Annotated in this window: 18 protein-coding genes; 5 read left to right on the forward strand and 13 right to left on the reverse strand. The window is 71.5% G+C overall.

Annotation, left to right across the window (positions count from 1 at the left end):
- Positions 1–339 precede the first annotated feature (339 nt).
- A complete protein-coding gene (locus tag FFT10_RS20265) occupies positions 340–558 on the forward strand; it encodes a cold-shock protein (protein WP_137734679.1) in 219 nt (72 codons plus the stop codon).
- Positions 559–649: 91 nt separating this feature from the next.
- On the opposite strand, the gene FFT10_RS20270 is transcribed toward FFT10_RS20265, so the two are convergent.
- The gene (locus FFT10_RS20270) at positions 650–832 is read right to left on the reverse strand and encodes a hypothetical protein (protein WP_137734680.1); all 183 of its coding nucleotides are present in this window, start codon (positions 830–832) and stop codon (positions 650–652) included.
- A 365-nt stretch (positions 833–1,197) separates the two neighbouring features.
- Between FFT10_RS20270 and FFT10_RS20275 the strand changes: the two genes are divergently transcribed.
- Positions 1,198–1,992: a ParA family protein gene (locus FFT10_RS20275; RefSeq protein ID WP_137734681.1), complete on the forward strand. Its 795-nt coding sequence runs from the start codon at positions 1,198–1,200 to the stop codon at positions 1,990–1,992.
- Between the two features lie 24 nt (positions 1,993–2,016).
- Here the strand turns inward: FFT10_RS20275 and FFT10_RS20280 are convergent, their stop codons facing one another.
- From FFT10_RS20280 to FFT10_RS20295, 4 genes are read right to left on the reverse strand one after another with little or no spacing between them, the layout of a single operon-like run.
- Positions 2,017–2,499 (reverse strand): DUF3016 domain-containing protein, encoded by a 483-nt coding sequence (locus FFT10_RS20280; protein ID WP_137734682.1) that lies wholly within the window; start codon positions 2,497–2,499, stop codon positions 2,017–2,019.
- Between the two features lie 20 nt (positions 2,500–2,519).
- On the reverse strand, positions 2,520–2,864 hold the full coding sequence (locus tag FFT10_RS20285) for a 2Fe-2S iron-sulfur cluster-binding protein (protein WP_137734683.1): 345 nt from the start codon (positions 2,862–2,864) through the stop codon (positions 2,520–2,522).
- Positions 2,861–3,478, reverse strand: coding sequence for a DUF938 domain-containing protein (locus FFT10_RS20290; protein ID WP_137734684.1), 618 nt, complete (start codon positions 3,476–3,478; stop codon positions 2,861–2,863). Before FFT10_RS20290 ends, FFT10_RS20285 begins: the two co-directional genes overlap by 4 nt.
- A 48-nt stretch (positions 3,479–3,526) precedes the next feature.
- A complete protein-coding gene (locus FFT10_RS20295; RefSeq protein ID WP_137734685.1) occupies positions 3,527–4,186 on the reverse strand; it encodes a DUF1294 domain-containing protein in 660 nt (219 codons plus the stop codon).
- A 77-nt stretch (positions 4,187–4,263) separates the two neighbouring features.
- Here FFT10_RS20295 and FFT10_RS20300 point away from each other — a divergent pair, with 77 nt between their 5' ends.
- Positions 4,264–4,503 carry an RNA-binding S4 domain-containing protein gene (locus FFT10_RS20300; RefSeq protein WP_137734686.1) on the forward strand — a complete coding sequence of 80 codons (240 nt, stop codon included), beginning with the start codon at positions 4,264–4,266 and terminating at the stop codon, positions 4,501–4,503.
- 86 nt (positions 4,504–4,589) lie between these two features.
- Positions 4,590–5,687 carry a BMP family ABC transporter substrate-binding protein gene (locus FFT10_RS20305; RefSeq protein ID WP_137734687.1) on the forward strand — a complete coding sequence of 366 codons (1,098 nt, stop codon included), beginning with the start codon at positions 4,590–4,592 and terminating at the stop codon, positions 5,685–5,687.
- A gap of 3 nt (positions 5,688–5,690) precedes the next feature.
- Here the strand turns inward: FFT10_RS20305 and FFT10_RS20310 are convergent, their stop codons facing one another.
- Both FFT10_RS20310 and FFT10_RS20315 read right to left on the reverse strand, forming a co-directional pair.
- On the reverse strand, positions 5,691–6,284 hold the full coding sequence (locus tag FFT10_RS20310; protein WP_162520862.1) for a GNAT family N-acetyltransferase: 594 nt from the start codon (positions 6,282–6,284) through the stop codon (positions 5,691–5,693).
- A gap of 17 nt (positions 6,285–6,301) precedes the next feature.
- A complete protein-coding gene (locus FFT10_RS20315) occupies positions 6,302–7,168 on the reverse strand; it encodes a dioxygenase family protein (RefSeq protein WP_137734689.1) in 867 nt (288 codons plus the stop codon).
- A 133-nt stretch (positions 7,169–7,301) separates the two neighbouring features.
- On the opposite strand from FFT10_RS20315, the gene FFT10_RS20320 reads away from it, so the two are divergent.
- Positions 7,302–9,854: an ABC transporter permease gene (locus FFT10_RS20320; protein WP_137734690.1), complete on the forward strand. Its 2,553-nt coding sequence runs from the start codon at positions 7,302–7,304 to the stop codon at positions 9,852–9,854.
- Between the two features lie 27 nt (positions 9,855–9,881).
- Here the strand turns inward: FFT10_RS20320 and FFT10_RS28320 are convergent, their stop codons facing one another.
- From FFT10_RS28320 to FFT10_RS28780, 6 genes are all read right to left on the reverse strand, one after another.
- Positions 9,882–11,408, reverse strand: a complete 1,527-nt coding sequence (locus tag FFT10_RS28320; protein WP_137734691.1) for a methyl-accepting chemotaxis protein — start codon at positions 11,406–11,408, stop codon at positions 9,882–9,884.
- 51 nt (positions 11,409–11,459) lie between these two features.
- A complete protein-coding gene (locus FFT10_RS20330) occupies positions 11,460–11,927 on the reverse strand; it encodes a rhodanese-like domain-containing protein (RefSeq protein ID WP_137734692.1) in 468 nt (155 codons plus the stop codon).
- Positions 11,928–12,178: 251 nt separating this feature from the next.
- Positions 12,179–13,693, reverse strand: coding sequence for a methyl-accepting chemotaxis protein (locus FFT10_RS28775; protein WP_137734693.1), 1,515 nt, complete (start codon positions 13,691–13,693; stop codon positions 12,179–12,181).
- A 52-nt stretch (positions 13,694–13,745) separates the two neighbouring features.
- Positions 13,746–14,291 carry a chemotaxis protein CheW gene (locus FFT10_RS20340; protein ID WP_137734694.1) on the reverse strand — a complete coding sequence of 182 codons (546 nt, stop codon included), beginning with the start codon at positions 14,289–14,291 and terminating at the stop codon, positions 13,746–13,748.
- A 112-nt stretch (positions 14,292–14,403) separates the two neighbouring features.
- Positions 14,404–15,969: a methyl-accepting chemotaxis protein gene (locus tag FFT10_RS20345; protein WP_137734695.1), complete on the reverse strand. Its 1,566-nt coding sequence runs from the start codon at positions 15,967–15,969 to the stop codon at positions 14,404–14,406.
- Between the two features lie 46 nt (positions 15,970–16,015).
- The gene (locus FFT10_RS28780; protein ID WP_444544325.1) at positions 16,016–18,070 is read right to left on the reverse strand and encodes a methyl-accepting chemotaxis protein; all 2,055 of its coding nucleotides are present in this window, start codon (positions 18,068–18,070) and stop codon (positions 16,016–16,018) included.
- Positions 18,071–18,094: the final 24 nt, after the last annotated feature.

Consider the following 18,094-nt stretch of genomic DNA (forward strand, 5'->3'; position numbering starts at 1 on the left):
GGGCGCCGGACGCCGAGCGAATCGATCATAGCCAGCGGGGTCCGGCGGCCCTAGGTTGGAGTCCTGCCTCTAGAGCGCTCGGGCACCGGCCTGCAATTGAGGCGATGGCCGTGACGAAACCCTGTTACATTGGGTCCACAGACATGCACGAGGCCGTTTCCACAAGGTCTTATCCCCGTACCGCTGGAGGTGATGGTTGCGACACACGCAGCACCCGCTGAAGGCCGGCCCAGGTTTGATGAACTCCCGGTTCGACGTTTCTTGAGTGTCTCTGTCCGCGCTGGCGTGAGCTTGCGCGGTGGTTTTTCTTCTTTCACAGACTCAACAAGGAACATCCCCATGAGTACCAATACCCAGACCGGCGTCGTCAAATGGTTCAACGATGGCAAGGGCTTCGGCTTCATCACGCCGGAAGACGGCAGCAAGGACCTGTTCGCCCACTTCAGCGAGATCCGCAACAACGGCGGCTTCCGCACCCTGGCTGAAAACCAGCGCGTGGAATTTGAAGTGAAGCAGGGCCCCAAGGGCCTGCAGGCCGCGAACATCCGCCCGCTGTAAGGCGCGCCGGATCTGGCCGCCTCGGCGGCCGGGCCAACAAAAAACCGCAGCCTTGGCTGCGGTTTTTTTTCGTCTGCTGCGGCTGGTGCGGTCAGCTGGCGGCGGGTGGCGGTGCCTCGGGCGCTGCCGGCGATTCGGCCGCCGGCTCGTGGGAACCCGCATCGCCCGGCCCGCTGGGGCCGCCATGCAGCTTCTTCTGCTTCTTCTCTTCGGCCTTGCGCTTCTTGGCCAGCTCTCGCTGACGCTTCTCGTATCCGTAGTTCGGGGTCGCCAAGGCGGTGCTCCTTTGAATGGCTGGCGCGCACCGGTGGCGCGTCGAAGCTTGGCGCAGCATAAGGCAAAGCGCTGCGGGTCCGGAAAAAGCCAAGGGCCACATGACGTGGCCCTTGATGCTCACGGACGGGCCTGCAGCACAGGCCCCACCGGGTGTGTCGGCGCCGGGTACGGGTTCCGGTGTTCCGCCCATTGGTGCGGTCGGTTGTCGCCTTGACAAGGTCAGTATCGGCTGTTCGCGTGACGGCGAGATGACGAACAGCAAGGTTGGTGCACCGCAATTCGACGGCGCGGCGGACGGCGGATTGCTGCAATGCACAATCAGCAGCTTCTGCTTCGATCGACCAGACCCGGGAGCCACGCGCCATGCGCTTTGTCGTCTTCAACCAGAAGGGCGGGGTGGGCAAGTCCACCATCACCTGCAACCTGGCCGCCATCAGCGCCCAGCAGGGGCTGCGCACCCTGGTGGTCGATCTCGACCCGCAGGGCAACAGCACCCGCTACCTGCTGGGCGCCGGTGCCGACGAGGACCGCGACACCGCGGCCGAGTTCTTCGACCAGACGTTGAAGTTCACCCTGCGCAACCAGGACACCGACGAGTTCATCACCGCCACGCCGTTCGAGCACCTGGACCTGCTGCCGTCCAGCCCGAAGCTGGAAGAACTGCATTCGAAGCTGGAGTCGCGCTACAAGATTTACAAGCTGCGCGATGCGCTGGACGCGCTGGGCGCGCGTTACGACCGCATCTACATCGACACGCCGCCGGCGCTGAACTTCTACACCCGCTCCGCGCTGATCGCCGCCCAGGGCTGCCTGATCCCGTTCGACTGCGACGACTTCTCACGCCGGGCGCTGTACGCGCTGCTGGAGAGCGTGCAGGAGATTCAGGCGGACCACAACAAGGCGCTGAAGGTGACCGGCATCGTGGTCAACCAGTTCCAGCCGCGGGCCAATCTGCCGCAGCAACTGGTGCAGGAGCTGATCGACGAGGGCCTGCCGGTGCTGCAGCCCTACCTGAGCGCCAGCGTGAAGATCAAGGAATCGCACCAGCGCGCGCTGCCGATGGTGCACCTGGACGCCCGCCACAAGCTGACGCAGGAATACCTGGCGCTGCATGCCGCGCTGCAGCCGGCGCCGGCGCGGCGCAAGGCCGCGCGCTGAGCCTGGCCGGGCTGAGTCCGCTCTTCAGTGGGCCTGGCGGACGAAGCGCTTGTCGAACCACTCGCTGAGCATGCGCTGCTCGTAGGGCAGGCGCTCGGTGCCGCCGGCACGGGTGCTGCGCATCAGGTAGGCCATGTCGCTGACCACCTCCTGGCCCTCGGCCAGCACGCGGCCGCCGTCGCGCAGGGTGTAGCGCAGGCTGATGCGGGGCCAGTCGGGGTGCTGGCCCATCACCCGCACGTCCTGCATGCGGCGGGTGGTGGGCTCGATCTCGCCGGCCAGGTCGATGTCGGTGATGGCCAGGGTCAGCGACTGGTTGGCCGGCAGGCGTTCGGCCGCCAGTGTCTGCAGGATGCCGCGCAGGGCCGTCTGCACCGCGGTGGCATCGGAACGCGGGCCGACATCGGTGTAGCGGTCGGGTTGCTCGAACTGCACCTCCACCGTCCCGGCGTGGGCCAGGCCGGCGCACAGCAGGGCGGCGGACATCAGGGCGATGGGCTTGCGCATGGTGGGGCTCCTGAACAGGCTCAGACAGCGGAATTGTCTGCCCGGGATGGACCGGCTGCCCGCGGGAGAAGTTCCACCGCGCCGGGGGCCAGCAGCGTCAGGTCGCTGTCGGCGCAGGCCACGCAGGGCAGCACCCAGCCCTCGGCCTGTTCCTCGGCCAGCAGGCCGGGCCAGTCGATGCGGTGGTGCGCCCGGCCATCGGCCAGCCGCGCCATGCAGGCCCGGCAGGTGCCGTTGCGGCAGGACCTGGGCAGGCGCACGCCGGCGTCCAGCGCGGCCTGCAGCAGGGTCTGGCCGGCGGGCACCGGCACGCGCCAGCCACCCGGCAGCACGGTCATCCAGTGCGTCGGGGTGGCGTCGCTCATGCGCGGCGGAACACCAGCAGCAGGTTGTTGGCCGGCATGTCCAGCCGCTGCAGCCATTGCAGGCCGGCCGCGGCGGCCTCGGCCTGCACCGCATGCAGCCAGCGCACGCCCCAGGCGGGGTTGCGGGCCTGCAGGTCGGCGTCGAAGGCGGTGTTGCCGGGCGACGGCGCCTCACCGTCGACGAAGTACGGCCCGTAGGTGAGCAGCAGCCCGCCGGGCACCAGCCACTGCGCCGCACCCTCCATCAACGCGGTGCAGCAGGCCCAGGGGGCGATGTGCAGCATGTTGGCGCAGTACACGGCATCGAAGCGCTGGTGAGGCGGCAGCGGCCAGGGCTGCTGCAGCACATCCAGCTGCAGCGGCGGCAGCAGGCCGGGGGAGGGCTGCTGCTGCGCCCAGGCGTTGATCGAGGCCAGCGCCCCGGCGGACGGGTCGGTGGGCTGCCACTGCCAGCCGGTCAGGCCGGCAGCGCAGTGCGCGGCATGCTGGCCGGTGCCGGCGGCGATCTCCAGCAGCCTGCCTGCCGGCGGCAGCAGTTGCTGCAAGGCCGCCAGGATCGGGCCCTTGTTGCGTTCGGCCGCGGGGCTGGTCTGGGCCTGGGAAGTGAACGGCATGCCAGCCAGTCTGCCATGGCTGCAGGCGCACCCCTTGGGCGGTGCCGGTCAGGCCAGCACAGGCCAGGCGCGCGCGGCAATCCAGCCGGCAAGCAGGACCAGGTGGCCGACCACCGTCGCCCAGTACGTGTGGCGGAAGGCGGGCTTGCGCGACTTGTGGCGCAGCAGCTGTTGCGCCCACCAGGCCGCGGGCCAGCCACCGGCCAGCGACAGCATGTGCAGGGTGTTCTCCTGCACCCGCCAGGCACCCCGCTGCGCGGCATCCTTGTCATGCCAGTACAGCCAGAACGTGACGAGGTTCAGCGCCGGCAGCAGCGCCAGCGCCATGGCCGGCAGGGCCGCTCTCACGACACCGGTGGCGAGCAGCGCCAGTTCCAGCGCCAGTGCTGCGAGGAACAGCGGAAGGCTGGCGCTCGGCGTGCCGGGCGCGTGGCGGGTGTCGCGCGCGGCGGGGGCGATCGCGGGGCGTGGAGTGCGGGAGGCGGTGCTGGCCGAGGCCTGGCCGACCGGGCGCACCGCCATCGCGCGTGGGCCCTTGCCACCGACATGGATCTCTTCGAACGTGACGGCCAGGCCCACCCTTGGAGGGCCCTGGCGCCGGTCGAAGTCACGGACGTGGAAAAAGACATCGGCAGGTGACTGCGGGCTGTGCAGAAAGCCGAAGCCCCGGTCTGGATCGAAACGTTGGACAGTGCCGATGCGTTGCATGCCGTGCGCGCCTGGTTTGCAGGCGCCACATTCTGCAGGCGGACCGCCGACAATCCGTGCTTTTGGTGTGGCATCCGATGCAAACCCTCTCGTTTGAACTGCGCGGCGAATTCATCACTCTCGACCGCCTGCTCAAGGCCACCGGCATCGCGCCCAGCGGCGGGGCGGCCAAGGCCCTGGTGGCCGAGGGCCGGGTGCAGGTGGACGGCCGCGATGAACTGCGCAAGACCGCCAAGCTGCGCGCCGGCCAGGTGGTGGCGCTGACCGGCGTGCGCATCACACTGCTGTCGCCGGAGGCGGACGCGCCACCCGGCTGACATCGGCGAGAATGCGGACCAGAACGCCGGCTTCGTGCCCCCGAAGCCGGCGTTTTCCATTTCCCGGGGCCATGTCGAGGACAACCATGTCAAAAAACCTCTCGCGCGCCGCCATTGGCGCGCTGGCAGCCGCTGCACTGTCTGCAGCCATACCCGTCGCCAGCCAGGCCCAGCCGGCCGCACCGCTGCAGGCCTGCTTCGTGCACGTGAGCCCGGTCGGCCAGGCCGGCTGGACCTACCAGCATGACCTGGGCCGCCAGGCGATGGAGCAGGCGCTGGGTGCCAGGGTGCGCACCCGCACCGTGGAAGCGGTGCCCGAGGGCCCCGACAGCGAGCGGGTGATGCGCGACCTGGCCGCCCAGGGCTGCGGCCTGGTCTTCGCCACCAGCTTCGGCTACCTGGAGCCGGCATTGCGGGTGGCGGCCGACTTTCCGGCGGTGAAGTTCGAGCATGCCGGCGGCTACAAGACCGCGCCCAACCTCAACACCTACAACGCCCGCTACTACGAGGCCCGCTGGCTGGCTGGCTGGCTGGCCGGGCGGCAGAGCAAGGCCGGCGTGGCCGGCTACGTGGCCGGCTTCCCGGTGCCCGAGGTGGTGCAGGGCATCAATGCCTTCACCCTGGGCATGCGGGCGGCCAATCCCAAGGCCGAGGTGCGGGTGGTCTGGTTGAACGCCTGGTTCGACCCGCCGCGCGAGCGCGAGGCCGCGCTGACCCTGGTCAACCAGGGTGCCGACGTGCTGACCAACCACAGCGGCTCGCCCGCCGTGCCCCAGGTGGCCGAGGAGAAGGGCGTGCTGCTGCTGGCCTACCAGAGCGACATGGCCCGCTTTGCGCCCAAGGCGCAGCTGGCCGCCGTCACCCACCACTGGGGCGGCCACTACACCCGGGTGGTGCAGTCGGTGCTGGACGGGCGCTGGTCGAACAAGCCGGTGTGGGGCGGCATGGCCGACGGCCTGGTGCGCCTGAGTGCGGTGAGCCCGGCACTGCCTGCCGAGGTGAAGGCCGGGCTGGCGCAGCGCCAGCAGGCGATGGTGGCAGGCCAGCTGCTGCCGTTTGCGGCGCCATTGGTGGACAACACCGGCCGGGTGCGCCTGGCCAGCGGTGCGCTGGACGATGCCGGCATCAGCCGCATGGACTGGCTGGTGCAGGGCGTGGCCGGCAGCGTGCCGGCTGCGCGCTGAGGTTCACCAATCCGCCGGCTGCACGAAGGCGGGGTGGGTCAGTTCCAGCAGGTGGTGGTCGCGCCAGGCGCCGTCGATGAACAGGTAGCTGCGCGCCAGGCCGATCTGTGCAAAGCCCAGCCGCGCCAGCACCGCCAGGCTGCGGTGGTTCTCGGGCCGCACCGCGGCCTGGATGCGGTGCAGGTTCAGCCGCGGCGAGAAGGCCTCGTCGATGACGCGACGCAGCGCCTCGTGCATCAGGCCGCGGCCCTGGCAGCCGGCGTCCAGCGCGTAGCCCAGGTGGCAGCTCTGGAAGGCGCCGCGCACCAGGCTGGACAGGTGCACCTGGCCGATCACCCGGCCCGGCGTGCCGGCCGGCAGCAGCCACCAGCGCAGCGCGCGGCCGGTGGCGAAGGCCTCGGCACCATCGGCCAGGGCCTGGGCGATGCGCTCGGGCGCGGCATGGTCGGCCGGCAGCGGCGGATCCCAGGGTGCGAAATGGGCGGCGTTGCGGCGGTAGAAGTCCGCCACCGCCGCCACCTGCGGGCTGCCGGGCGTGGCATCGGGCGCCTGCAGCAGCAGGCGGGCGGTGTGCAGTTGCTGGTGGGCGGCGGTCACGCCGCCAATCTACCCGCTCAGGCCGGCAGTGCGGCGGTGTCCAACCGCTCGGCGAGGGAGGCCGCGCCGGCCCCGAAGGCATAGGCGTCCATGCCCAGGCAGCCGTAGGTGAGGCTGCTGTGGATGCGCACACCGGTCGGCTCGGCACCGGCCGCACCGGCAGCCACGTAGAACGGCAGCAGGTGCTCGTCGGTGGGGTGCATCAGCACCGCATGCGGCGCCTGCTGGCGGTAATCGGCCAGGGCCGGCCAGTCGGCACGGGCGCTGCGCTCGGCAAACCAGCTGCGGAAGGCGGCGCTCTGCGGGATCTCCGGCGCGTCCAGCGCCGGCCGGGCGCCGCTGCCGAACAGCAGGCGCAGGTTGTGGGTGATGCTGCCGGTGCCGTAGACCAGCACGCCCTGCTGCGTCAGCGGCGCCAGCGCCTGTCCCAGGGCCAGCAGCTGGGCCGGGCTCCAGTTCGGCGGAAAGGCCAGCGGCAGCACGGGGATGTCGGCCTCGCGCCAGATGAAGCGCAGCGGCGCCCAGATGCCGTGGTCCAGGCCGCCCTCGTCGACCTGGTGCACCGGCAGGCCGGCGGACTGCAGCAGACCGGCGACCTGCTGCGCCAGGGCCGGCGCGCCGGGCGCGTCGTAGCGCAGCTGGTACAGCGGCTCGGGGAAGCCGCCGAAGTCATGCACCGTGGTGTGCCGGGCCGCGGCCATCAGCAATGGCTCCCGGGCCAGCGAGTGGGCCGAGACGGCCAGGATGGCGCGCGGCCGGTGAGCGCCCGACAGCACGGCGCCCAGCCGCTGCCAGAACGGGCCGACCTCGCCTGGCTCCAGCGCGGTCATCGGCGAGCCGTGGGACAGGAAGAGCGGCGCCAGCGGGGTGGGGGTGGTGTCCATGCCGCTGATTACAGCAGCGCCCGGCCGCACCGGGGTTCACCGCCGCTGCATGCCGGGTTCAAACCGGCTGGGGGTGGCGGGCCTTTGCTGCGCTGCCGCAGTCTCGGCGGGCGGCTGGTGTACCGTGCCGCCCATGCAAACCCATGCGCTGCAGATTTCGGTGTTCGGCCTGGCCTGGCGCCAGGGCTGGCGTGACTTCCGGGCCGGTGAGCTGCGCCTGCTGATGGTGGCGGTGATGCTGGCCGTGGCCGCCCTGACCGCCGTGGGCTTCTTCGCCAGCCGGCTGGAGGCCGCGCTGGCGCGCGACGCCGGCGCGCTGCTGGGCGGCGACGCGGTGGTGGCCAGCGACAAGCCGCCGCTGCCGGCCTTTGCCGAGCGTGCCCGGGCGTTGGGCCTGCAGCAGGCCACCAGCACCAGCTTCCCGAGCATGGCGCGGGCGCTGGATGAGCAGGGCGGCGAGGCGCGCCTGGTGTCGGTGAAGGCCGTGAGCAGCAGCTACCCGCTGCGCGGCCAGCTGCGCCTGCGCGACCGCGCCGACGGCCCGGTGCTGACCGTGGCCGCCGCGCCGGAGCCCGGCACGGTGTGGGTGGAGGCCGGCGTGCTCGACACGCTGCAGATCCACCTCGGCGACAAGCTGCTGCTGGGCGACCAGCGCTTCACCATCACCCGGGTGGTGGTGCAGGAGCCCGACCGCGGCAGCGGCTTCCTCGGCTTCTCGCCCCGGGTGCTGATGCGCGACAGCGACCTGGCCGCCACCGGGCTGATCCAGCCGGCCAGCCGCGTCACCTACCGGCTGATGGTGGCCGCCAACGGCAACCGTGGCGCCGCCGACACCGGTGTGCGCGAGTTCCTGCGCTGGGCCGATGCCCAGGTGGCCGACGGCAAGCTGCGCGGCGTGCGCACCGAATCGCTGGAGAGCGGCCGGCCCGAGATGCAGCAGACGCTGGACCGGGCCAAGCGCTTCCTGAACCTGGTGGCGCTGCTGGCCGCGCTGCTGGCGGCGGTGGCGGTGGCAATTGCCGCGCGCGACTACGCCCAGCGCCACCTGGACGACTGCGCCATGCTGCGGGTGCTGGGCACGCCGCAGCGGGCGATGGCCGGGGCCTATGCGCTGTCGCTGGGCGTGGTGGGGCTGATCGCCAGCGTGGGCGGCGTGGCGCTGGGCTTCGCGGTGCACTTCGTCTTCGTCAGCCTGCTGGCCGGCCTGCTGGATGCGCAGCTGCCACCTGCCACCGCCATGCCGGCGCTGTTCGGCCTGGGCGTGGGCATGACCTTGCTGGTGGCCTTCGGCCTGCCGCCGGTGCTGCAGCTGGCGCGGGTGCCGCCGCTGCGGGTGATCCGGCGGGACCTGGGCCAGCCGCGCGCGGCCTCGGCTGGCGTGCTGATCGCCGGCACGGCCGGCTTCGCGGCGCTGCTGGTGGCGGCCTCGTCCGATCTGCGCATGGGCCTGCTGGCAGTGGGCGGGTTTGCCGCGGCGGTGGCGGTGTTCGCGGTGCTGGCCTGGTTGGCCGTCTGGCTGCTGCGCCGGCTGGTGCCGCAGGCGGGCGCGCCGCGCTGGCTGGGCCTGGCCACGCGCCAGCTGGCGGCGCGGCCGGCGCTGGTGGTGCTGCAGGTGTCGGCGCTGGCCGTGGGCCTGCTGGCGCTGATGCTGCTGGTGCTGCTGCGCACCGACCTGATCAGCGCCTGGCGCGCCGCCACGCCGGCCGATGCGCCCAACCGCTTCGTCATCAACCTGCAGCCCGAGCAGGGCGAGGCCTTCCAGGCCGCGCTGAAGGCCGCCGGCGTGGCCCGCTACGACTGGTACCCGATGATCCGCGGCCGGCTGGTGGCCATCAACGGCGCCGCGGTGGCGCCGGGCCGCTACACCGACGACCGCGCCCAGCGCCTGGTCGAGCGCGAGTTCAACCTCAGCCACGCCGCGCAGATGCCGGCGCACAACCTGCTTGCCAGTGGCGCCTGGGTGCCCGACCAGGCCGACGGCCTGAGCGTGGAAGATGGGCTGGCCACCACGCTGAGCCTGAAACTGGGCGACAGCCTCACCTTCGACATCGCCGGCATCCAGAAGACCGGCCGCATCACCAGCCTGCGCAAGGTGGACTGGGGCTCGATGCGGGTGAACTTCTTCGTGATGTTCCCGCTGGCGCGCATGGACGACGTGCCGCTGAGCTACATCAGCGCCTTCCGCGCGCCCGACACGCCGGGCTTCGACCGGGCGCTGGCGCGGCAGTTTCCCAACCTGACCAATGTCGACCTGTCGGCCAGCCTGGCCCAGGTGCAGAAGGTGCTGGACCAGGTGATCCGGGCGGTGGAGTTCCTGTTCGGCTTCACGCTGGCGGCGGGCCTGGTGGTGCTGTTTGCCGCGGTGAGCGCCACCCGCGAGAGCCGGGCGCGTGAATACGCGGTGATGCGCGCCGTGGGCGCCGGCAGCCGGCTGCTGCGCCAGGTGCAGCGGGCCGAGCTGCTGGGCGTGGGCGCGCTGGCTGGCCTGCTGGCCGCGGTGGCGGCCCTGGTGGTCGGCGGCGTGCTGGCGCGCCAGGTGTTCGAGTTCAGCTGGGCGCCGTCACCCTGGGTGCCGATGTTCGGCGCCGTGGCCGGTGCGCTGCTGGCGCTGGCGGCCGGCTGGTGGGGCCTGCGCGAGGTGCTGCGCCGGCCGGTGATGGACACCCTGCGCCGGGCAGCCGACTGATCCCCGGCCGATCCGGCCTGCGGCCGCTCAGCCAGCCTGACCGGCCGGCAGCCGGAACACCGACACCAGCTCCACCAGTTGCAGCGCCTGCTGGCGCAGGCTGTCGGCCGCCGCGGCGCTCTGCTCGACCAGGGCTGCGTTCTGCTGTGTCGAGGTGTCGAGCTGGCCCATGGTCTCGCCCAGGCGGTGCACGCCGCCGTGCTGGGCCAGGCTGGCGGCGGAAATGGTTGCGACGATGTCGGTCACCTCGCGGATCGACGCCACCGTCTGCTGCATCGCGCTGCCGGCACGGTCGACCAGCGTGGTGCCGTCCTCCACCGTCTGCACGCTGGCCTGGATCAGCTGCTTGATCTCGCGGGCCGCATCGGCCGAGCGGCGCGCCAGGCTGCGCACCTCGCTGGCCACCACCGCGAAGCCGCGGCCCTGTTCGCCGGCGCGGGCGGCTTCCACCGCCGCGTTCAGCGCCAGGATGTTGGTCTGGAAGGCGATGCCGTCGATCACGCCGATGATGTCGGCGATGCGCCGGGAGCTGTCGTTGATGCCCTGCATCGTCTGCACCACCTCGCCCATCACCTCGCCGCCCTGCACCGCCACCTGGGAGGCGCCCTGGGCCAGCGCGTTGGCCTGGCGCGCGCTGTCGGCGTTCTGCGCCACGGTCGTGCCCAGCTCCGCGGTGGACGCGCTGGTGCGCTGCAGCGAGGCCGCCTGCTGCTCGGTGCGCAACGACAGGTCCTGGTTGCCCTGGGCGATCTGGGCGCTGGCCGAGGCCACGCTCTCGGCATTGACGCGCACCTGGGCCACCACATGGGCCAGGCTGTCGCGGATGCGCGCCAGCGCCTGCATCACGGTGGCCGCTTCACCGGCCTGCTGCACCGGAATGTCCACCGCCAGGTCGTAGGCGGCCAGCCGGTTGGCCAGCGCGCAGGCCAGCGCCGGCTCGCCGCCCAGGCGGGAGAACACCACGCGGTAGAGCTGGGTGCCGATCAGCAGCAGGGCCAGCGCGCTGCCGGCCGCCCCGGTGGCGCCCAGCAGCAGCAGGCGCGATTCGGCCTGCTGCGCTGCCTGTTGCTCCGCCGCTTCCACGGCGGCAACGGCCTTGACCAGCGGCTCAGACAGACCGGCCACCTTGCCGTAGGCCAGCATCGACGCATCGTCCGATGCCGACACGCCCTTGATCTTCAGCAAGGCCTGGGCGGCGGCAGTCATCGCGGTCCAGGCGGGCTGCACCTCCTGGCGCAACGCCAGGCCGACGGCATCGTCGCCATGGTGGGTCAGCAGTTGCTGCAGGCGGCGCTCGAAGCCGGCGCCGGCATCCTTGACCATCGCGGTGGCGGTCGACGAGCCGTCGGTCAGCAGCATCTCGTTGAGGCCACGCAGGTAGACCTGCAGGTCGGTCTGGGCCTGGCTGGCCCGTGCGGCGGTGTCGCGGCTGGTGGTGGCCTGGTGGTGCAGGGCGCCGATGCCGCAGGCCAGGGCCAGCAGCACCAGGGCCAGCAGACCCAGGCAACTGAGCAGCCAGCGGCGCAGGCTCCAGGCGGTGTCGGGACGGGTCATGGCGGGACTTCTCGGTCAGTGGACAGTGGTGGCGTGCGGCGGCGGGGCGGGTCAGCGCTCCACCGGCAGGGCCTTGGCCTGCCAGTCGGCCAGGCCGCCGCGCATGTACAGCACCTGCTTGTGCCCGGCCTTCACGCTCAGCACGGCGGCCTTGTAGGACTTCCAGCCCGTCGGGCCATCGCTGTAGAAGACCACCGGCGCGTTCTTGTCCTTGGGCAGCTTGTCGAGCTCGAAGCTGTCGGCCGACACGTCGAAGTCGGCAACCGGCTCGCTCTTCTCCTTGTACGCGGCCGTCACCGCGCCCGGCACCCGGCCCTTGCCGAAATTCACGACGCTGCGGGTGTCGACGAAGACCGCGGACTTGGCATCGAGCAGCTTCTTGCCTTCCTCCACGGTGATCACCTTGCCGCCGGCCAGCGTGGTCGGCGTCTCGGGCTTGCTGGCCCAGCCGGTCTGGCTGGTCAGCAGGGTGGCCACGGCCAGGCTCAGTTGGGCGACGTGGCGGCGGTTGAAAGGCATGGGAACTCCTTGTCGGTCAGCGGTGTGGAAGGGGTTTCGCGCTGGTGGCACCGGCAGTGGCGCCGCACAGCTTCCCGGGTATCGGCACCACACCGGTGCATCTGTAGGGAGACCTTGCGCAGATTGTCAGGAAAGCACGCAGTGCGTGCCGCCGCCGGCTGCGCCGCGTTGGCGGCTGCACACGTGACGAGGGGTGCCGCGGCGGTCTGCGCCGGGGCACCCCTCGTGGTGGGCGGGTCAGGCCCGCCGGATCAGAACGATTCCCAGTCGTCGTTGGATGGCGGCGAGACCGGTCGCGAGGTCTCGCGGGCCTGGGCGATGGCGGCCTGCGCGGCTTCCGGCGGACGGGCCGGAGCGGCAGGGCGCGGGGCGGGTGCGGCGGCGCGCAGTGCCGGTGCGGCGGCAGCGGTGATCTCGCCGATGACGTCGGTCACCCGCTGCACACTGGCCACGATCTCGCCCATGGTGCTGCCGGCGTCCTGCACCAGACGGGCACCGGTCTCCACCTTCTCGACGCTGGTGCCGATCAGGGTCTTGATCTCGCGGGCGGCCTCGGCGCTGCGCTGGGCGAGGCTGCGCACCTCGCTGGCCACCACGGCGAAGCCGCGGCCCTGCTCGCCGGCGCGGGCGGCTTCCACCGCCGCGTTCAGCGCCAGGATGTTGGTCTGGAAGGCGATGCCGTCGATGGTGCCGATGATGTCGGCGATGCGCTTGGACGAGCTGTTGATCTCGTCCATGGTGCTGACCACCTGGCTGACCACCTCGCCGCCGCGCTGGGCGACGGTCTGGGCGCTGGCGGCGAGCTGGTTGGCCTGGGCAGCGGCATCGGCGCTCTGGCGCACGTTGGCGGTCAGCTGCTGCAGGCTGCCGGCGGTTTGCTGCAGGTTGCTGGCGGTCTGCTCGGTGCGGTGGCTCAGGTCGGCATTGCCGCTGGCCACCTCGCTGCTGGCCACCTGGATCGATTCGGCCGACTGCCGCACCTGGCCGACGATGCCGCGCAGCGCATCGCGCATGGTGGCCAGGGCCCGCTGCACGGCGCCGATCTCGTCCTGCCGGTGGGTCTCGACCTCGACATCGAGGTCGCCATCGCCGATGCGGCGGGCCACCTCGACCAGGCGGTCCATCGGCCGGCAGACCGCGCGCACCGTCAGCACCGTGCTGACCAGCAGCAGCGAGACGACCGCCACCACCACCGCCAGCACGGCCCACACGGTGCGCATGCGCTCGGCGCCCGACTGCGCCCGCACCGCGGCCGTGTGCTCGCGCTGCAGGTCCACATAGGCCTGCTGCGCCGCCAGGTAGGTGGTGATCGCCGGCTGCACCTTGTCGGCCAGCATCGCCTTGGCGGCGGCGGCATCGCCAGCGGCCTTGGTCTTGCTGGCAGCGTCACGCGCGGCGATGTAGGCCTTGCGGGTCTCGGCGATGCGGTCCATCGCTGCGCGCTCGTGGGCTTCGGTCGCGGCGGCATCCACCCGCTTCTGGATCTCGGAGATGCGGGCCGAGGTCTCGGCGATCTCGGGTTTCAGCGCGGCGTCCACCGCCGGGTCGCTGCTGACCAGGCTGGCGACGACGCGCACCACGTTGGATTGCGTCAGCCCGCGCCAGGCCGAGGCATCCATCAGTTTCTCTTCGGCGACGCGCAGCTGGTCGGAGGCCTGCTGGATCTGGCCGGTGGTGCGCACCGACACCGTGGCGCCGACAAGCAGCAGCAGGCCGGTGATGGCCAGCGTGGGCAGCCACAGGCGGTTGGCAATGTTGAGGCGCATGGTGGTGGCGCTTTCGATGCAAGACGGCGGGCGCGGTGCGCCCGCGGGAAACTCAGGCTGACAGGCTGTCCATCAGGCCCATGTCGCTGCTGCCCATCAGGGCTTCGATGTCCATCAGGATCAGCATGCGGTCGGCGACGCTGCCGATGCCGGTGATGAAGCCGGCATCGATGTTGGCGTTGAGCTGCGGCGCGGGGCGGATGGCCTCGCCGGACAGCTCCAGCACGTCGGACACCGAGTCGACCACCGCACCGACCACCCGGCCGCGCACGTTGAGCACGATCACCACGGTGAAGTGGTTGTACTCGGCGCTGTCGCAGCCCAGCTTCAGCCGCAGGTCGACGATGGGCACGATGACGCCGCGCAGGTTGACCACGCCCTTGAGGAAGCCGGGCGCGTTGGCGATGCGCGTGGGCTGCTCGTAGGAACGGATCTCCTGCACGCGCAGGATGTCGATGCCGTACTCCTCGGCACCGAGGCGGAAGGTGAGGTATTCGCCATGTGCGGCCTGGCTGGCTGCGGCGCGGCTGCCGGCGGCCTGGATCGCGCGGTTGGCCTCGTGGCGCGCCACCTGGGCGGCGTCGGTGATCATGTCCATGGTGGGGCTGGCTCCGGTGGGGCTGGATGGCGACGGCGGGATGCCGTCAGGGGAATATCGGCCGGCGGTGGCGGCACTTGAGGCTGCCCCGCCCGGCCATGCGCACAAGGGCTCAGGCCGGCACCTGGAACCGCGAGACCACCGCGTTCAGGCGGTGGGCCTGGTCCTTCAAGCTCTCGGCCGCGGCGGCGCTCTGCTCGACCAGGGCGGCGTTCTGCTGCGTCATGCCGTCCAGGTCGCTGACGGCGCCGTTGATCTGGCCGATGCCCTGGCTCTGCTCGCTGGCGGCCTGGCTGATGGTCTCGATGGTGGCCTGCACCCGCTGCACGCTGGCGACGATCTCGTCCATGGTGCCGCCGGCTGCCTGCACCAGGCGCGTGCCGTTGTCGACCTTGTCGACGCTGGCGGCGATCAGGGACTTGATCTCGCGGGCGGCGGCGGCGCTGCGCTGGGCGAGGCTGCGCACCTCGCCGGCCACCACGGCGAAGCCGCGGCCCTGTTCGCCGGCACGGGCGGCTTCCACCGCCGCGTTCAGCGCCAGGATGTTGGTCTGGAAGGCGATGCCGTCGATGGTGCCGATGATGTCGGCGATGCGCCGGCTGGCGGTGTGGATCTCCTCCATGGTGCGCACCACCTCGGCCACGGTGGCGCCGCCGCGCTCGGCCACGCCGCTGGCCGACTGCGCCAGCGCGCTGGCATCGCGCGCCGATCCGGCGCTCTGTTGCACGCTCTGGGTGAGCTGCTGCATCGCGCCGGCGGTGTGCTGCAGGCTGCCGGCCGTCTGCTCGGTGCGGCTGCTGAGGTCCTGGTTGCCGGAGGCCACTTCCTCGCTGGCACCCTGGATGTTGCCGGAGGCCTGCCGCACCTCGCCCACCAGGCCCGCCAGGGCCTGCTGCATGCCGGCCAGGGCGCGCAGCAGGGCGGCAGCCTCGTCCTTGCCGTCCACCTGCACCGGCCGGGTCAGGTCGCCCTCGGCGATGGCCAGGGCCAGGTCGCGGGCCTGCTGCATCGGCAGGATGATCGAGCGGGAGTTCATCAGCGTCAGCGGCACCACCACCACCACCACCACGCCCAGGGCGACCAGGAACATCCACATCGCCTGCTGCATCGAGGCGTCGAAGTGCCCCTGCGTCTCCACGGCCTCGGCGTTGACGATCTTGTCGATGGCGGCCAGGCGCGACTCGACGGCGCTGACATGCTGCTTGGCGCGCGCCAGCATCTTGTCGGCGGCGATGGCGGTGTCGTAGGCGCCGTTCTGGATCTGCTCCAGCACCTTGGCGGTGGCGGTCTCGTAGGCCACCAGTTCCTTCAGCGAGTCACGGGCCAGCGGGTTGTCCTCGTCCTCGTCGCCCTCGAGCATGCTGGAGAACGCGCTGCGGGTCCGCCCCAGCGCCGCCGCCCAGGCCTCGCGGGCCTTGAGCACGGCCACGCCATCCTCGTAGTGGATGACCATGTCCTTTTCGTGCCGGCGCACCTCGCCCAGGCTGTTCAGGGCATCGGCGACGTTGCGCACCTCCTTGATGGAGTGGTGCATGAAGTCATGGTTCAGCGCCATCAGCTGGCGGCCACCCAGCAGGCCGATGGCGCCGACCAGGCCGAACAGGCCCAGCACCAGCAGGATGGCGCCCTGCATGCGCAGGCGGATGGAAAAGCCGCGGATCCAGGTGGAGGAAGTCATGCCCGGGTTCCAGTGCAGTCATGGCGGGCGGTGCGACCGGGTCGTGTCAGAACGATTCCCAGTCGGCGCCAGCAGGTTCAGGTTCGGACCGTTGGACTGCGGCGGCCGGCGGGACAGCAGGGCCCGGCCGTGCGGCCGGACGTGAGGGGGCAGGGCGGGGCGCTGCAGCGGCCATGGCCGGCTTGGCGCTCGGCCTGGCGGCGGCGGCTGGCGCGGGAACCGCCACGTCGCCCAGGTGGAAGGTGCCCACCACCTGGGTCAGGCGATGGGCCTGGTCTTTCAGGCTCTCGGCGGCGGCGGCGCCTTCTTCCACCAGGGCCGCGTTCTGCTGGGTCATCTGGTCGAGGTTGGCCACTGCGCCGTTGACCTGGCCGATGCCTTCGCTCTGCTCGGCGGCGGCGGCGGTGATCTCGCCGATGACGTCGGTCACCCGCTGCACGCTGGCCACGATCTCGCCCATGGTGCTGCCGGCGTCCTGCACCAGGCGGGCACCGGTCTCCACCTTCTCGACGCTGGTGCCGATCAGGGTCTTGATCTCGCGGGCGGCCTCGGCGCTGCGCTGGGCGAGGCTGCGCACCTCGCTGGCCACCACGGCGAAGCCGCGGCCCTGCTCGCCGGCGCGGGCGGCTTCCACCGCCGCGTTCAGCGCCAGGATGTTGGTCTGGAAGGCGATGCCGTCGATGGTGCCGATGATGTCGGCGATGCGCTTGGACGAGCTGTTGATCTCGTCCATGGTGCTGACCACCTGGCTGACCACCTCGCCGCCGCGCTGGGCGACGGTCTGGGCGCTGGCGGCGAGCTGGTTGGCCTGGGCGGCGGCATCGGCGCTCTGGCGCACGTTGGCGGTCAGCTGCTGCAGGCTGCCGGCGGTCTGCTGCAGGTTGCTGGCGGTCTGCTCGGTGCGGTGGCTCAGGTCGGCATTGCCGCTGGCCACCTCGCTGCTGGCCACCTGGATCGATTCGGCCGACTGCCGCACCTGGGCGATGGCGGCCACCAGGGTCTGGCGCATCTGCTCGGCCTGGCCGGCGAGTTCACCGATCTCGTCGTTCCGTGTGCGCACGACCGGGCGGGTCAGGTCGCCGGCGGTCACGGCGGCCAGGCTGTGGCTCAGCGCCCGCAGCGGGTCGGCCACCTGGCGCCGCAGCGTCCAGGCCAGGCCGAGACCGAGCCCTGCAGCGGTCAGCCCGAACAGACCCAGGAAGGGCATCAGGGAGGCGTAGTGCGGCGCCATGACTTCACGCTGCGACGCCTCGGCCACCACCAGCCAGCCGGACAGCTTGCTGCGGCGGGTCACGGCCCAGCGGTCGTTGCCGCTGGCCAGCAGCGGCGTGGCCATGTCGACCACGGCACCGTCGGCCGCGGACAGGGCGGCCAGCGTGGGCTCGGCACCGGGATAGGCCTCCAGCACCTTCTTGCCCTTGGCACTGGGATGGGCCGTGAAGACCGCATCGGCGGCCTTCTTGCGGGGATCGATCACCAGCACGCCGCCGGTCTCGAACAGCTTGCTGTCGGCCACCAGCTGTTCCAGCTGCGTCTGGAAGGTGGACAGGTCAAAGCCGGTGAACAGGATGGCCACCACCTTGCCGCTGCCGTCCTTGACCGGTTGGTAGCGGGTCATGTAGGGCTTGCCGAACAGGAAGGCCCGCCCGGTGTAGGCCTGTCCGGCCATGGCCAGGGCATGGGCCGGGTGCTGGGCACCCAGCATGGTGCCCATGGCCCGCTCGCCGTTTTCCTTCTTCAGTGACGTGGTGATGCGCTTGAAGTCGTCACCCTGGCGCATGAAGACGGTGGCGACGCCGCCGGTGTTGGCCTGGAAGGCATCGACGGCGGTGAAATTGCCGTTGAGCTTGTCGCCCTGGTGCGTCAGCACGCCGGCGGCTTCGTCGAGCGTGAAGTCTGCCGAGAACGCGCCGGCGAAGGTGCCGTGGAAGCGTTCTGCCAGCAGCGTGGCGGCGCCATCGAAGGCGTCGAGCGACTGTGCCAGTGCATCGGCCTTGGCCGTGGCCAGGTCGACGGCGGCGCGGTGCGTCTCGCGGCTGGTGCTCCACGCCATGGCGGCGCAGATGCCGGCAATGGCCAGGCCGATGGCAGCACTGCCCATCCAGGCCACCCGCGTGGACACCGA

Origin of the sequence: Pseudaquabacterium pictum (genome assembly GCF_005403045.1) — a bacterium.
Classification (GTDB): Bacteria; Pseudomonadota; Gammaproteobacteria; order Burkholderiales; family Burkholderiaceae_C; genus Pseudaquabacterium; species Pseudaquabacterium pictum.

What these genes read in the sequence shown, in the direction of transcription:
- FFT10_RS20330 (WP_137734692.1), bottom strand. Translation starts at nt 11,927, where the DNA reads ATGCCTTTCAACCGCCGCCACGTCGCCCAACTGAGCCTGGCCGTGGCC.
- FFT10_RS28775 (WP_137734693.1), bottom strand. Translation starts at nt 13,693, where the DNA reads ATGCGCCTCAACATTGCCAACCGCCTGTGGCTGCCCACGCTGGCCATC.
- FFT10_RS20320 (WP_137734690.1), top strand. Translation starts at nt 7,302, where the DNA reads ATGCAAACCCATGCGCTGCAGATTTCGGTGTTCGGCCTGGCCTGGCGC.
- FFT10_RS20265 (WP_137734679.1), top strand. Translation starts at nt 340, where the DNA reads ATGAGTACCAATACCCAGACCGGCGTCGTCAAATGGTTCAACGATGGC.
- FFT10_RS20340 (WP_137734694.1), bottom strand. Translation starts at nt 14,291, where the DNA reads ATGGACATGATCACCGACGCCGCCCAGGTGGCGCGCCACGAGGCCAAC.
- FFT10_RS20315 (WP_137734689.1), bottom strand. Translation starts at nt 7,168, where the DNA reads ATGGACACCACCCCCACCCCGCTGGCGCCGCTCTTCCTGTCCCACGGC.
- FFT10_RS20305 (WP_137734687.1), top strand. Translation starts at nt 4,590, where the DNA reads ATGTCAAAAAACCTCTCGCGCGCCGCCATTGGCGCGCTGGCAGCCGCT.
- FFT10_RS20280 (WP_137734682.1), bottom strand. Translation starts at nt 2,499, where the DNA reads ATGCGCAAGCCCATCGCCCTGATGTCCGCCGCCCTGCTGTGCGCCGGC.
- FFT10_RS20345 (WP_137734695.1), bottom strand. Translation starts at nt 15,969, where the DNA reads ATGACTTCCTCCACCTGGATCCGCGGCTTTTCCATCCGCCTGCGCATG.
- FFT10_RS20295 (WP_137734685.1), bottom strand. Translation starts at nt 4,186, where the DNA reads ATGCAACGCATCGGCACTGTCCAACGTTTCGATCCAGACCGGGGCTTC.
- FFT10_RS20275 (WP_137734681.1), top strand. Translation starts at nt 1,198, where the DNA reads ATGCGCTTTGTCGTCTTCAACCAGAAGGGCGGGGTGGGCAAGTCCACC.
- FFT10_RS28320 (WP_137734691.1), bottom strand. Translation starts at nt 11,408, where the DNA reads ATGACCCGTCCCGACACCGCCTGGAGCCTGCGCCGCTGGCTGCTCAGT.
- FFT10_RS20285 (WP_137734683.1), bottom strand. Translation starts at nt 2,864, where the DNA reads ATGAGCGACGCCACCCCGACGCACTGGATGACCGTGCTGCCGGGTGGC.
- FFT10_RS20300 (WP_137734686.1), top strand. Translation starts at nt 4,264, where the DNA reads ATGCAAACCCTCTCGTTTGAACTGCGCGGCGAATTCATCACTCTCGAC.
- FFT10_RS28780 (WP_444544325.1), bottom strand. Translation starts at nt 18,070, where the DNA reads ATGGGCAGTGCTGCCATCGGCCTGGCCATTGCCGGCATCTGCGCCGCC.
- FFT10_RS20290 (WP_137734684.1), bottom strand. Translation starts at nt 3,478, where the DNA reads ATGCCGTTCACTTCCCAGGCCCAGACCAGCCCCGCGGCCGAACGCAAC.